The following is a 14265-nucleotide window of genomic DNA, read 5'->3' as shown; positions in this document are numbered from 1 at the left end:
GATGCTAGAAGTTAGAAAATTGAGCGTTGCTTACACGGGGCAGAAAGTTCTTACCGATATAAATTTATCTGTTGGAACTGGTCAAAGATTGGCTATACTAGGTCCTAATGGCAGTGGGAAGTCCACGCTTTTAAAGAGTTTAGCTGGCTTAGTAGAATATCGAGGAGAAATCACTCTTAGCAACCGCTCACTAAAAGATTTCAAAAGAATCGAATTAGCCGAAAAAGTTGCGCTTTTATCGCAAAATACGGCAATGTATTTTTCTTACTCTGTATACGAAACACTAATGATGGGCTTATATACACAACTGAGAAAAAGGTTTATGGCAGTTGCGCGAGCAAAAGACAAAGCCCGTGTTTTGCAGGTAATGGAGGCTCTTGATTTGGATGATATAAGGGATCAAGAACTCTCTAAACTTTCTGGAGGACAGCTACAACGTGTCTTTTTCGCGCGTACACTTTTGCAAAATCCTGAAATTATTTTACTGGATGAGCCAAACAATCATTTGGATATCCATTATCAGCTTGAAATGTTGCGGTATTTAGAGGAATATTTTGACCAAAGTAAAACAGTAATTGCTGTTTTTCACGACATTGATTTAGCGCTTTCTTTCTCTGAAAACATTTTAGTTTTAAAGGAGGGAAAAGTCTTATCTCAAGGGAGAGCCAAAGAGATACTCTCCAGAGAGTTTTTGAAGCAGGTGTACCAGACAGACGTGTTAGACTATATGCTTAAAAAACATAAATTTTGGAAAGGACTTGAGAAAGGAGAAAGATGAGATTTTGGAGATTAGATATGCACTTTCCCTTTCTTTGCTTCTTTTTGTTTAAGTAAATGTTCTCTAAACCTGCATCAAATGTTTCCAGTTTTTCGATAGCCAAATAAGAGACGACAAAATTTAAGAGAGATGCAGTCAATAGAGAACAGCCCTCTTCTAGCAATAGTTTCAAGCATTTAACACTTTGTTTTTACTGGCTGAATTAGGAGAGGATAAACGTTGAGGAGTCAATTTAACTGAGGTTTTTGGTTATTTATGAGAAGCTTGCAATGTTTGGCTTTTTATTTTAATGAGCTATATGCACCAACATGACAAATGTTGAGGAAGAATCATAAATTTGTTATACTTAGGTGTCAAATGGCTGATAAATGCTACTAAGGATAGGGAAAAATGAAAGAGATAACAAAAGGGGAGCAACGTGCTCTTCAATTAGAACTCATGGCTTATATTGATAAAGTTTGTCGTGAGCAGGGAATAGATTACTCTATTAGCGCTGGAACCTTACTTGGTTCAGTAAAATATAAAGGTTATATTCCGTGGGATGATGACATTGATATGATGCTTACACGCCCTAACTATGAGCGTTTAATGGCAGCTCTCATGGATGATTTACCAGAACATTTTACCCTTTTATATTATAAGAGTCATGTTGCCTACCTTCCCTTTGCTAAATTATATGATAATCGAACTTATTTTGTGAGTGACTTAGATACTTTGAATAGGGGCACGGGAATTTTTATTGATATTTTTCCTTTAGATAGCTTGCCTGCGGATAAGATTGAAGGCGAGCGTTTTAAGAAAAAAGTCCGTACCGCAGTTACACATTTGGTTTCTTCTGCTCCGAAGGGACTTTCTTATGCCAGTTCGGAGAAACGTTTGTATTTTATAGCAAAAACCCTTTTGTGGCTGCCCTATCATTTGCATTATAAGGGACACAGTAAAATTTTAGCTGAGAAAGTAGACTTGCTCATGCAAAAATATAACAATCAAAATCAGAAGTTTTGTAATTTTGTTTGGTCACCGCCAAAGAAGACAGGGTATTTTGATAAGGCTATCTTCACAGAATATGAAGACACTGAATTTGAAAATTTAAAGCTAAAAAAAATTAAAAATCACGATGTCTACCTGAGCGAACTTTACGGAGATTGGCGTAATCCACCCAAGAAAAAAGCTGTTCGCAATCACAACTACTACCGCTGGTATTGGAAAGATAAAAAATGACGACAACTGCTGTACTTGTCGCCACTTATAATGGCGAAAGACTATTGAAAAGACAATTGGATACGATTCGGAAACAGGACTTAAGGCCTGATTTTGTTCTATTTCGAGACGATTGTTCCACAGACAACACTGTAGAATTTTTAAAGACGTATATTGAAAAATACAAGCTGAAAAACTGGGTGGTTAAAGTTAATGATAAAAATATGGGCTGGCGCTTGAATTTTCGTCAGCTCCTCGTTGACAGTTTGGAATATGATATTGAAATAGCTTTTTTCTCGGACCAAGACAACATTTGGCATTCAGATAAGAATTACCAGCAAGTCCGGCTTATGGAAAGACATCCAGAAATAGAGGTGCTATCAGCAGATATCGAGGTCAAAAAAGTTTCGGAAGATGTTGCCGACCTGCCGAGTTGGTTCAAGTATTTTGAGTTTGATAAGCATCAAGAGTTTTCAAAATATCCGCCGCGTTTTGCTTATTCTTCTTACCGTGTAGGCTGGGTTGTCGGCATGCGCCGCCAGTTTATTGCAGATGTTGTTAAATATTGGAAGCCAGAATATAACATCACACATGATGTGCTTGTTGCTGCACTTTCGAGTTTGACAGGGACAGGCTATAATCTGAATCGTATTGTAGGAACACATTTATTGCATGACCGCAATGCTACAGGAGAGCGTCTTTTGACTATAAGGTCATCAAAACGTGTTCATGTCGATGAACTGTATAAGTTTGTTGGATTTTACGATGTTCTGTATCAAGTATTGCGTGCACGAGGCTCACACTATGCTCCGAAAGCAAAAGCTTATCATGACTTTTATGTAAAACGTCATGCTATGGCACGCGATAACAAATTCTTCGGAGTGTTTAGACAAATAGTGAAAGACTGGAAATACTATGATAGTATGAGCGGTCGTTTGCGCGATGTTTTATTTGCTTTCAAAAAATAGGGGGGACTACATTGTACGATGCGTACTTGGAACAACATATTTCGCTTCATTTGAAGAACCAAGATGATGAATACTACAAGTTTGGGTACCGCTCTTTTGGTCCCTATCTTTTTGGAATGAGCACGTGGCTTCACCAAGAAGTAAGAAAAAAAGGTTTAAAGAGAATTCTCTTTTTAGCGCGAGATGGCTACATGGTCAAACGAGCGTTTGACTTACTTTTTTCAGGTGAAGAGGTTCAAGATGAAAAGGTAGAGAGCAGCTATATCTATGCTTCACGGCGGAGTTTTGCTGTGCCAACTTTGAAAGATAGTCGAAATCTTGAAGAACTTTTTATCAAATATCCTTATCTTAAAACTCACTTTGGCAAAGCCTTAATGAAGTTGGGGGTGCCGAAGAAAGAGGTGGAAGCCTTGCCTCAGTCATTGCTTAACACAGTATTTAATGATGCAAAAGAACTCCTCTCTCATCAAGAAGCTTGCAAAGTCCTCAGTCGTTTTTTTCCACAAATTATTCAAAACAGTCAGCAGGAAGCAGAGCTTTTGCAAGCTTATTTTAAGCAGGAAGACATTCAAGGAGATATTGCCATTTTTGATATAGGCTGGCATGGAACCTTAGAAGCTGCTCTTTATTCATTAAAGGATCAGCTGAATATAGCCAGTATTAGAGGCTATTACGCAGGAATTTTACCTAGAAAGTCTACAGCAGTGTTAGAGCACAGCAAAGGCTATCTTTTTGATAGACAACATGACACAGGATATTATAAATTTATGGGACTGAATTTTCCTATTTTTGAACGTCTTTTTCAGCCCCAAGAAGGTTCCTGTATTGGTTTCGAAAAAGAAGAAAATCGTATCGTTCCCAAATTAGAAGAATTTCTTCACGAGGAAGGAAGTCAAGACCAGACAAATCTTTTGACGATTCAAGCAGGGGCTTTAGCATTCGTAGAGAATTTTGCAAAAGAATTACCAGCAAATAGTCCGTATTGGCATAAAGAGGATGCAAAGTTTTGGTTCAGTGGTTTTCAGCAAGTAATCAAATTTCCCTGTGCTTCAGAAGTTAAAGCTTTGGGCCAGCTGACTTTAGAAAACGAAGGTGAAATCTACTCTTTGGCCGCACCAAAGGGATTATTCACCTATATCTTCAAACCGCGCGAGTTTTTTAAAGATTTTCAAAAAAGTTGGAAAGGAGCTTTTCTGCAACGTCTTTTAAAACTACCGCTACCTTACTACCAGCTTTTGAAATGGTATTATAAATTGGAAATTTGAAGTAATGACTTAAATAAAAATGCTTATCAATCACTGATAGGCATTTTTTCGGAGTAAGGAGCTGTGTGTAAGTTAAGCCCGCTTTATTAGACCATAAAGGAGCTGCTTAAAATATTGGAACTCAGGCTTATGATGGTAAAGGAGTAAAAGTAATCCGTTGGGGAGGATTAGAGCTAAAAGCAAGCTAAGGGCTAGCGCTATCCAACTGTTGCTAATCTGGTTTAACAACAAAGTAGAGAGACCAGTTAAAATTAAAATGAGTCCAAAGACACTGAGATATTTCACTTGTTCAACGACATAATCAGAGATAGGACGGCCAAAAAGCGGAGAATAGATATATTTTGGAAAGCTATAACCATATAGGATGAGTGTGCTTAAAAAAGTGCCTAAAAGGACACCAGTCAGCCCCATAAAAGTGACAAAGAGAAGTGACAGTCCGAGATTAAGCACTGCTCCAATCACGGGAATATGGCGGTTTTCATAGAAAATCCCTGCCGCATCTTGAAAGAGTCGAATAGGTTTGCGCATCCCTAAGATATAGAAGTTCAGCACAATCATGATAAGAACAGGAAAACTCAATGTAAATTTATCGCCCAGCCAAACAAGAACAAAAGGCTGCATAGTAAGAAGTATAGCAGCAGAAAAAGTTGAAAAAATCCAGAAGGTAGCAAAGCTAATATTTTTATAGACATCAAAGGACTTATTCACATTTTTCTCAGTCAAAAGATTTCCAATACTTGCAGTCAAACCGCCAAGAGCAGCCATTAATAGTCCAGAAAGGTTGCCCGTGATTAAACTATAGTTGGAATATATTCCCATCGTGGTTAGTCCAAGAAATTTTGTGATAACCAAGCTGTCCGAGCCCATCACTACAAAGGTTCCGATGTTATGATAAAACATACCATAGATTTGTTTTTTGAAACGCTTTAAAATTTCAGGGTTTAACTTTTGAATATTTTTTTCTTTAAGCCAAGGGTAACGCTTATCTGCATAAAGCTGAATAAGGATATTTTCAATGATTGAAAGAACTAAAGCTGCAATAAGATAAAGCATGAAGCTCTGGAAGACAAAGAGGACAAAGATATAAGCAATATTAACAAGTAAGGTGTAGAGTGTATCGAAGATGTTGACGATATAATTTTTTTGATCGGCATACAAAATGCTGCGCTTATAACTAAAAAGGTAGCCTGCAACACTGTTGGTCAAAAAGAGAAGATATATGATAAAAATATTGTCATGGATTCCTTGATAAGAACTGAAAAAGTTCAAAAAAGGCAGTAATAGAAGCCCAAGAATCGTGACGACAGCAGCAACTATCTGATAAGCGATACGATAAAAGCGCATAAGAGATTTCATCGTTTCAGTATCATTTTCTGCAATATAACGATACATATTGAAAACAATGGCACTCCCGATACCCAACTCGGCGATGGAAAGCATCGAAAGAATGCTGGTAAAAAGACCATTAAGACCTTGGTAACTAATGCCCAGTGTATGAATAAAAACTGTTCGAGTGACAAAACCCAAAATTAAGCCAATTATCTTTTGGATAACGGTAAAAGATGAATTTCGTAATGAGTTGACGACACGCATCACATTTTCCTTTTCAGATAAAATTTAAAAATTATTTTCATTATAACATACCCTATTGAATAGGAAACATCAATTGTAATCCTGCAAAATCAAAAACAGCTGTTTCTTGTCAGAAAAGTGTACCAAATTTTGTTCAATCGCTAAGTCAAAGGAAGCGCTTCTTTTCAGAAGTATTGCCGTGTGGAAGGTTGCAACATGAGTCTTTCTAAGCTTTTTTTATCATGAAAAATATAGTATAATGAGCACAGTGCTATTCTATACAAAAATGAGTTTCCTTATGAAAAGAAAATTGATTTTTGGATAGAAAAGACAGGCACAAAAAGTCTCGAAAAGTGGGAGAAAAAATGACAAAAGAAACTTTTAAAATGAATTTTGCAGGCCGTGAGCTGGTTGTTGAAACAGGACAAGTCGCGAAACAAGCTAATGGTTCTGTGGTTGTCCGTTATGGAGATACCACTGTTCTTACTGCGGCAACAATGTCGAAAAAAATGTCAACGGGAGATTTTTTCCCCTTGCAAGTCAACTATGAAGAAAAAATGTATGCTGCTGGGAAGTTTCCAGGGGGCTTCAATAAACGTGAAGCACGTCCGTCGACTTATGCCACTCTGGCTGCTCGCTTAATTGATCGCCCGATTCGTCCAATGTTTGCAGAAGGTTTTCGCAATGAAGTTCAAGTCATAAACACGGTACTTTCCTATGATGAAAATGCGAGTGCTCGTATGGCTGCTATGTTTGGGAGTTCACTTGCGCTTGCTATTTCCGATATCCCATTTGATGGCCCTATTGCGGGTGTCGAAGTAGGTTACGTAAACGGTCAAGTTGTAATCAATCCAGATGTAACTCAAGCGCAAGCTTCAGACCTCGATTTGGCAGTGGCAGGAAATAGTGCTGCTATCAATATGGTCGAGTCTGGAGCTAAAGAACTTTCAGAGGAGGTCATGTTAGAAGCCTTGCTTGCGGGCCACGAAGCAATCAAGGAGCTGATTGATTTTCAAAATGAAATCGTGGCCAAAGTGGGTAAAGATAAAGCAGAGGTTGAGCTCCTGCAAGTAGATGAAACACTCAAGGCTTCCATCATTGCTGAGCACAATGGCGCTTTGCAAGCGGCGGTTCAAGTAGAGGAAAAACTTGCGCGTGAGGCAGCAACTTCAGCAGTCAAAGAGCGGGTGAGGGCAGAATACGAAGAAAAATATGCTGATCATGAAGACTTTGAACGGATTATGCGTGACGTATCTGAAATTCTGGAAGGGATGGAGCATACAGAAGTTCGCCGTCTTATCACAGAAGATAAGGTTCGGCCTGACGGACGTAAAGTTGATGAGATTCGCCCTTTAGAAGCTGAAATTGACTTCACACCTAATACAATCACGCACGGTTCTGCTCTTTTTACTCGTGGGCAAACACAAGCGCTATCCACGTTGACATTGGCACCAATGGGCGAAGCTCAAGTTATTGATGGCCTAGACCCAGAGTATAAAAAACGTTTTGTTCATCATTATAATTTTCCGCAATATTCTGTAGGTGAAACAGGGCGTTATGGGGCGCCAGGACGTCGTGAAATTGGACATGGAGCACTTGGTGAACGTGCACTTGAGCAAGTCATGCCTTCTCTAGAAGAATTTCCCTATGCTGTGCGTTTGGTCGCTGAAGTTCTAGAGTCTAACGGTTCTTCGTCGCAGGCTTCAATCTGCGCCGGGACATTAGCTTTAATGGCTGGTGGTGTGCCTATCAAGGCACCTGTGGCTGGGATTGCTATGGGCTTGATTTCTGATGGCTCTAACTATACCATTTTGACAGATATCCAAGGTTTGGAAGATCATTTTGGCGATATGGACTTTAAGGTGGCAGGAACACGAGAGGGGATTACTGCTCTCCAAATGGATATCAAAATTGCAGGGATTACAGCTGAGATTTTGGCAGAGGCTTTGGCACAAGCCAAGCGCGCACGGTTTGAAATTTTAGATGTGATTGAAGCAACTCTCTCGGAGCCTCGTTCAGAGCTTGCACCATCAGCTCCTAAAATCGATAGCATTAAGATTGATAGTGATAAAATCAAGATTGTTATTGGTAAGGGAGGAGAGACCATTGATAAAATCATTGAAGAAACTGGCGTAAAAATCGATATTGATGAAGACGGGCTTTGCTCTATCTTCTCGCCTGATCAGGAAGCCATTGATCGTGCTAAGGCAATCATTACAGAACTGGTACGCGAAGCCAAGGTGGGAGACATCTATGAAGCACAGGTGGTTCGAATTGAAAAATTTGGTGCATTTGTGCATCTCTTTGGTACCACAGATGCCATGGTTCATATTTCAGAACTGGCATGGGAGCGGACAAGTAAGGTGGAAGACATCGTCAAAATTGGAGATACAGTTAAAGTCAAGGTTACTAAAATTGATGATAAAGGTCGTGTAGATGCTTCTATGCGTATTTTGACAGAAAAACCTAAGGACTATAACACACCGGAACATAAGTCACGTGAGCACCGGAAAGGAAATAACGGCCACGGTCGTCGCGGACATTCTAAGGATAAAGATGCAAAGTCGACTCAACACAAGTTTGAACGTTCTGAACGTAAAACGACAGTTGTCGATGAAGAATTTCCAGAGTTATCAACAACGAAACCGGAGTAATAGGGAAAATTGGAACAAAAATCTAGACCTAGCAAAGGGGAGAAAAAGTTTCTCTCAGCCGTGTTACGTGGCAGGTAAACTAATCCCAATGCCTTGAGTTTTGATACACCCTTATGTTGAGGAAAAAGCAGTTTTGCTGCTTTTTTGGTATAATGAATAAATATGAAAAACAAAAAGAGAGGCTTCTGGCAGGAAGCCATCCGTGTTACAAAGGAAAATGATCCTGCTGCACGAACTGGGCTAGAAGTTCTCTTGACCTATCCCGGAGTCAAGGCTTTAGCAGCCCACCGTTTCAGTCATTGGCTTTGGCGGCATAACTTAAAACTTTTAGCCAGAATGCACTCACAGTTTTGGCGCTTTTGGACTCAGATAGAAATTCATCCCGGAGCAACCATTGCACATGGTGTTTTCATTGATCATGGATCTGGTCTAGTTATTGGAGAGACAGCTATAGTTGAAACAGACGTGAAACTTTATCATGGTGTTACTTTGGGAGGGACTGGAAAAGAAAAAGGCAAACGCCATCCTACAGTACGCAGAGGTGCCTTAATTTCAGCTCATTCACAGTTGCTTGGACCGATTGAAGTCGGAGAAAATGCTAAGGTCGGTGCAGGTGCCGTTGTGGTCAGTGATGTCCCGGCTGATGTTACAGTTGTGGGAATTCCAGCCAAGGTTGTCCGAGTTAAAGGTAAAAAAGACTCAGAGAAAATTTCAACGATAGAAGAAAAAAGGGAGGCCAGCTATCATGCTTCACATTTATAATACGTTGACAAGACAAGTCGAGGAGTTTCATCCTATTGAGCCAAATAAAGTCAAGATGTATGTCTGTGGACCGACTGTTTATAACTATATCCATATTGGGAATGCGCGCTCGGTTGTTGCCTTTGATCTTATTCGCAAGTATATGGAATATCGTGGTTTTGAAGTGACTTATGTTTCTAACTTTACGGATGTCGATGATAAGATTATCAAAGGCGCAGCAGAAGAACAATTAACACCCTTAGAGTTGTCTGATAAATATATATCAGCCTTTTATCAAGATATTGATGCCCTCAATGTAAAACGAGCCAGTGCTAACCCACGTGCTACAGATTATATTGATAAAATGATTGTGTTCATCCAAGATTTGATAGACAAAGGTTTTGCCTATGAAGCAGCAGGTGATGTTTACTTCCGTGTAGCAAAGTCAAAAGGCTACGCAAAACTAGCAAATAAAAACCTGGAAGAGTTGTTGCAAGGCGCCTCTGGGCGTATTGACGAAGAAACAATGCGTAAAGAAAGTCCTGCTGATTTTGCGTTGTGGAAGGCTGCGAAAAAAGGAGAAATCTCTTGGGAGAGTCCTTGGGGCCAGGGGCGTCCAGGATGGCATATTGAATGTTCTGTTATGAGTAGTGATATTTTAGGGGATACCTTGGACATTCATGCAGGAGGAGCAGACTTAGAATTCCCCCATCATACAAACGAAATCGCACAATCTGAAGCAAAAACTGGGAAAAAATTCGTCAATTATTGGATGCATAATGGTTTTGTTAATGTAAGTGGTGAAAAAATGTCCAAGTCCTTGGGTAATTTTAAAACTGTTCATGAAATGCTTGAAGTTGTAAATCCAACAGTACTCCGCTTTTTCTTGGCAACAACACATTATCGTCGGCCAGTTAATTTTACAGATAGCGCTTTGCAAGATGCGGCGAACAATGTAAAGAAGATAGAAAATTCCTACCGTAATCTTGAAGAGACAGGAACGGCTGATTTAACCGTGCTTGAACAATTCAAAACAGACTTTAAAGCAGCTATGGATGAAGACTTTAATATTGCTAACGGCTTGACAGTCTTTTATGATTTTATCACATGGGTAAATAAGGGGAATGGCGGTCCAGAAGCTAAGACCTTTTTTGAGGATGTACTTTTGATTCTTGGTTTGAGATTTGAAGACGGGGATAAAAAATTAGATAAAGAAATTGAAACAATGATTGAAGCGAGACAGGCGGCAAGAGCAGCGCGAGATTTTGCTCAAGCAGACAAGATTCGTGACAAGCTGAAAGCAGAAGGTATCATTCTTGAAGATACTGCTCAAGGTGTGAGGTGGCATCGTGAATAAAAAAGATGCCGAACTACTTAATGGAATTGCTTTGGCTTATATTGGAGACGCCGTTTATGAGGTTTTCATTAGGGATTATTTGTTGAATAAGGGTTTGACAAAACCAAGAGAACTTCAACGCCAAGCAGTCCAATATGTGTCTGCTAAGGCACAAGCAGAGCTTATACGTAAGATGGAAGACGCCGACTTTCTTACAGAAGAAGAGCTTCTTTATTTCAAGAGAGGGCGTAATGCACATTCCAAGACCACAGCTAAAAACACAGATGTTGTTACTTATCGCATATCTACGGGATTCGAAGCCGTTGTAGGTTTTCTGCATTTAACGAAAAAGGTCGAGCGTTTAGAAGAGTTTGCCCAATTTTGTATTAAAAATATTAACTCGTCCATAAAATAGTTCAAAATATTTCTCAAAAGTATATTTTTTCGCTACAATACATAACAAGAGATGTATATTAGAGAAAAGAAGCTGGGCAGGAAATATGTATAGAGTAATTACAATGTCAGGCTATGATGAACCTTGGTGGTTTTTTGAAGACTGGCAGAAAGATATTCAATCAGTAGAGGAATATGAAAACTTCTATCAAGCTTTGAAAAAATACAAGAGTGAATGGCTGAAGATGGCAAGAAACTACAAAGAGTTCAAAAGCCAAGATGACTTATTGGCAGCGTTTTGGAAAAAAGGGGATGAAATCTGGTGTGAAGAATGTGCAGGATATCTCCAACGCTATCAAAGTTTAATGCTTTTGGAGGATTGGCATGTGCTTCCAGCTGATAAAAAACGCTGGGCTTATCGCAGATCATCAGGGGAATTGCCTTCTAAATTTTGTAAGAAGCATTGGTATGAGTGAGAGATAAAATGAAAAAGAATCCTGGGCATTCTCTAGGATTCTTTTGTCTATTGAAAATGTGTGGATTAGTAAAATGTTATTGATTTAGAGCTTGTTTTGCTATAATCATTTTATAATGATTTTTTAATCCGGAAAGAAGGGAGTTCTTTATGAAAAAACTTCTCGTCATTACCGATGTTATTCTTGTTCTTACCGCGGTCATTTTGATTTTTGCAGTTCGCCATGATATACGTCCAGCCATAGCTCCAACAGTTTTGGCAGAAGAGATGACCCCAAAAGAAGAACAGACTACTCCAATAGACATTGAACAAATACAAGTAGAAAATTTTGAATCTATCCATGGGTATTGGATGAATCCAGAAAGCGATATTGCTGACCGAAAAATCCATGTTTTAGAAAATGCTGTGGCGAAGAATGGGCGTAACTTTAATCTTCGTTATGGTGGTATAAATGAACAGACGGGACAAGTTTACCTGTGGATGTACCTTAAAGGTATTGCTCCAGAAAATGGCTCAAGATTTGAAATATATCCAAAAGGAACAGCTATTCCAGTTAAGTTAGCTGATGGAAGCATCGACTATACTGGTAAACATGATCCGACCTTTAAAGAAAAAGATCGGATAGTGATGGAAGGTTCAGCACGTACGGTAGAAGAACTGAAATCCTTGGTTTTGTATCGGGATACAGAAGAACGGTATCAAAATTCTTAGTCCAATACTCTTGAAAAAAATATTGAAAAGAGTTAAAATAATCCTAACATAAAAACTCGATGGTCAAGGCTCGGGAAGATATGTGCTTTTTTGGCATGTATTTTTCACTGGCTTTGACTTTTTATTTTGAAAAAATGGAGAAATTATGGAATTCCAAGAAAAATATGATGTTATAGTAATTGGCGCTGGGCATGCTGGAGTAGAAGCAGCACTCGCTTCCGCCCGCATGGGAACAAAGACACTTTTATTAACGATTAACTTAGATATGGTTGCTTTTATGCCTTGTAATCCGTCAATTGGAGGTTCAGCTAAGGGGATAGTTGTCCGTGAAATCGATGCCTTAGGTGGCGAAATGGGACGAAATATTGACAAAACCTACATTCAGATGAAGATGTTGAATACGGGTAAAGGACCAGCGGTGCGTGCTTTACGTGCCCAAGCAGATAAGGCGCTGTATTCTCAGGAAATGAAGCATACAGTCGAAAATCAAGAAAATCTGACCTTGCGTCAAGCCATGGTAGAAGAAATACTGGTGGAGGACGAAAAAGTAACGGGAGTAAAAATTACAACTGGAGCGAAGTATGCTGCTCAAGCTGTTATTGTTACTACAGGAACAGCCTTACGTGGTGAGATTATTATTGGGGAGCTTAAATATTCTTCAGGACCGAACAACTCTCTAGCTTCTATAAGTTTAGCTGATAATTTACGCAAGCTTGGTTTTGAAATTGGACGTTTCAAAACGGGAACTCCACCACGTGTACTTTCCTCAAGTATTAATTATGATGCGACAGAGATTCAACCGGGGGATGAAAAGCCCAATCACTTTAGCTTTTTGTCAAAAGACGAAGATTATCTCAGAGAACAAATCCCTTGCTGGCTTACATATACAAGTAAAACGACACATGAGATTATCCAAGAAAACTTACACCGTGCTCCGATGTTTTCCGGAATTGTAAAAGGTGTTGGTCCCCGTTACTGCCCTTCTATAGAAGATAAAGTTGTACGTTTTGCGGATAAACCTCGGCATCAACTTTTCTTGGAACCCGAAGGACGGAACACGGAAGAAGTATATATTCAAGGTTTGTCCACAAGTTTACCTGAAGATGTTCAGTTTGATTTAGTACGTTCTATACCAGGTTTAGAAGATGCAAAAATGATGCGGACTGGATATGCTATCGAATATGATGTGGTTCTGCCTCACCAGCTTCGTCCAACCTTGGAGACGAAACTTGTTTCTGGTCTTTTCACTGCAGGGCAAACGAATGGTACATCTGGTTATGAAGAAGCAGCAGGTCAAGGGTTAGTTGCGGGAATCAATGCGAGTCTCAAAGTTCAAGGTAAAGAAGAGCTTATCCTTAAACGAAGTGATGCCTATATCGGTGTAATGATTGATGATCTTGTAACCAAAGGAACTTTAGAACCTTATCGTTTACTGACTTCACGTGCTGAATACCGTTTGATTTTACGTCATGATAATGCAGATATGCGTTTAACTCACATTGGTCGTGAAATAGGATTGGTTGGTGATGAGCGCTGGGAGGCTTTCCAAGAAAAACTAAATTCTTACCAAACAGAAATTGCGCGTCTCAATAAAGAGAAACTTAAACCTCTCCCAGATACACAAGAAAAATTAGGTATGATGGGATTTGGTCCCATCAAGGATGCTTTGACAGGACTTGAATTTTTAAAACGTCCAGAAGTAAAGTATTTGGACGTTATAAGATTTGTTGGTGAGTCGCCTGTAGCTCTAGATCGTACTATTATTGAACTTATTGAGACTGAAGTTACTTATGAAGGTTACATCAAAAAAGCGAAAGAACAAGTCGAAAAAATGCATCGCTTAGAAGCTAAACGCATACCAAAAAATATGAATTGGGATGCCTTAGATAGTATTGCGACAGAAGCGCGACAAAAATTTAAGAAAATAAATCCTGAGACTTTGGGCCAAGCCAGTCGTATTTCAGGAGTAAATCCTGCCGATATTTCCATTTTGATGGTTTATCTTGAGGGTAAGAGGTAAATATTTTTCAAACAGACATGACTTCGTCTGTTTTTTTATCTCTAGAAACGCGACAACAGCGGGCTTAAACCGGCCGATCTTAAAAAAAGAGGAGGAAAAGGTTATTTTATTCTTGACAAGGGGAGGTTAGTTTGATAGAATATAATAGTTGT

General features: G+C 39.3%; 12 protein-coding genes. 11 read left to right on the top strand and 1 reads right to left on the bottom strand.

Translation table 11 applies throughout. The features are described 5' to 3' along the window. The first annotated feature begins 1 nt into the window (after nucleotide 1). The 4 genes from NFR51_RS02930 (at nucleotide 2) to NFR51_RS02915 (ending at nucleotide 4211) form a co-directional block, all read left to right on the top strand. Nucleotides 2-778, top strand: a complete 777-nt coding sequence (locus NFR51_RS02930) for an ABC transporter ATP-binding protein (RefSeq protein WP_251712255.1) — start codon at nucleotides 2-4, stop codon at nucleotides 776-778. Between the two features lie 390 nt (nucleotides 779-1168). Beyond that, entirely contained in the window at nucleotides 1169-1999 is an 831-nt protein-coding gene (locus tag NFR51_RS02925; RefSeq protein ID WP_251712254.1) for a LicD family protein, read from the top strand. Next, the gene (locus NFR51_RS02920) at nucleotides 1996-2946 is read left to right on the top strand and encodes a glycosyltransferase (RefSeq protein WP_251712253.1); all 951 of its coding nucleotides are present in this window, start codon (nucleotides 1996-1998) and stop codon (nucleotides 2944-2946) included. The genes NFR51_RS02925 and NFR51_RS02920 overlap by 4 nt, the downstream gene beginning before the upstream one ends. A gap of 11 nt (nucleotides 2947-2957) precedes the next feature. Beyond that, nucleotides 2958-4211: a glycosyl transferase gene (locus NFR51_RS02915; RefSeq protein WP_251712252.1), complete on the top strand. Its 1254-nt coding sequence runs from the start codon at nucleotides 2958-2960 to the stop codon at nucleotides 4209-4211. Nucleotides 4212-4283: 72 nt separating this feature from the next. Here NFR51_RS02915 and NFR51_RS02910 read toward each other — a convergent pair whose 3' ends face one another. Then, nucleotides 4284-5804: a lipopolysaccharide biosynthesis protein gene (locus tag NFR51_RS02910; protein ID WP_251712251.1), complete on the bottom strand. Its 1521-nt coding sequence runs from the start codon at nucleotides 5802-5804 to the stop codon at nucleotides 4284-4286. Between the two features lie 344 nt (nucleotides 5805-6148). Here NFR51_RS02910 and pnp point away from each other — a divergent pair, with 344 nt between their 5' ends. The 7 genes from pnp to mnmG all read left to right on the top strand — a co-directional run bounded on the left by pnp (nucleotide 6149) and on the right by mnmG (nucleotide 14113). Beyond that, nucleotides 6149-8437: a polyribonucleotide nucleotidyltransferase gene (gene pnp, locus NFR51_RS02905; protein WP_251712250.1), complete on the top strand. Its 2289-nt coding sequence runs from the start codon at nucleotides 6149-6151 to the stop codon at nucleotides 8435-8437. 162 nt (nucleotides 8438-8599) lie between these two features. After that, nucleotides 8600-9199 carry a serine O-acetyltransferase gene (cysE, locus tag NFR51_RS02900; RefSeq protein WP_251712249.1) on the top strand — a complete coding sequence of 200 codons (600 nt, stop codon included), beginning with the start codon at nucleotides 8600-8602 and terminating at the stop codon, nucleotides 9197-9199. Next, nucleotides 9183-10535: a cysteine--tRNA ligase gene (gene cysS / locus NFR51_RS02895; RefSeq protein ID WP_251712248.1), complete on the top strand. Its 1353-nt coding sequence runs from the start codon at nucleotides 9183-9185 to the stop codon at nucleotides 10533-10535. The genes cysE and cysS overlap by 17 nt, the downstream gene beginning before the upstream one ends. After that, entirely contained in the window at nucleotides 10528-10929 is a 402-nt protein-coding gene (locus NFR51_RS02890) for a Mini-ribonuclease 3 (RefSeq protein WP_251712247.1), read from the top strand. Before cysS ends, NFR51_RS02890 begins: the two co-directional genes overlap by 8 nt. An 85-nt stretch (nucleotides 10930-11014) precedes the next feature. Next, on the top strand, nucleotides 11015-11383 hold the full coding sequence (locus NFR51_RS02885; protein ID WP_251712246.1) for a DUF1033 family protein: 369 nt from the start codon (nucleotides 11015-11017) through the stop codon (nucleotides 11381-11383). Nucleotides 11384-11532: 149 nt separating this feature from the next. Further along, nucleotides 11533-12093 carry a hypothetical protein gene (locus NFR51_RS02880; protein WP_251712245.1) on the top strand — a complete coding sequence of 187 codons (561 nt, stop codon included), beginning with the start codon at nucleotides 11533-11535 and terminating at the stop codon, nucleotides 12091-12093. A 145-nt stretch (nucleotides 12094-12238) separates the two neighbouring features. Beyond that, the gene (gene mnmG / locus NFR51_RS02875) at nucleotides 12239-14113 is read left to right on the top strand and encodes a tRNA uridine-5-carboxymethylaminomethyl(34) synthesis enzyme MnmG (RefSeq protein ID WP_251712244.1); all 1875 of its coding nucleotides are present in this window, start codon (nucleotides 12239-12241) and stop codon (nucleotides 14111-14113) included. Nucleotides 14114-14265 lie beyond the last annotated feature (152 nt).

This window comes from Lactococcus ileimucosae, from assembly GCF_943193185.1.
GTDB classification, from domain to species: domain Bacteria; phylum Bacillota; class Bacilli; order Lactobacillales; family Streptococcaceae; genus Lactococcus; species Lactococcus ileimucosae.
This window is presented reverse-complemented; position numbering and strand designations above follow the sequence as displayed.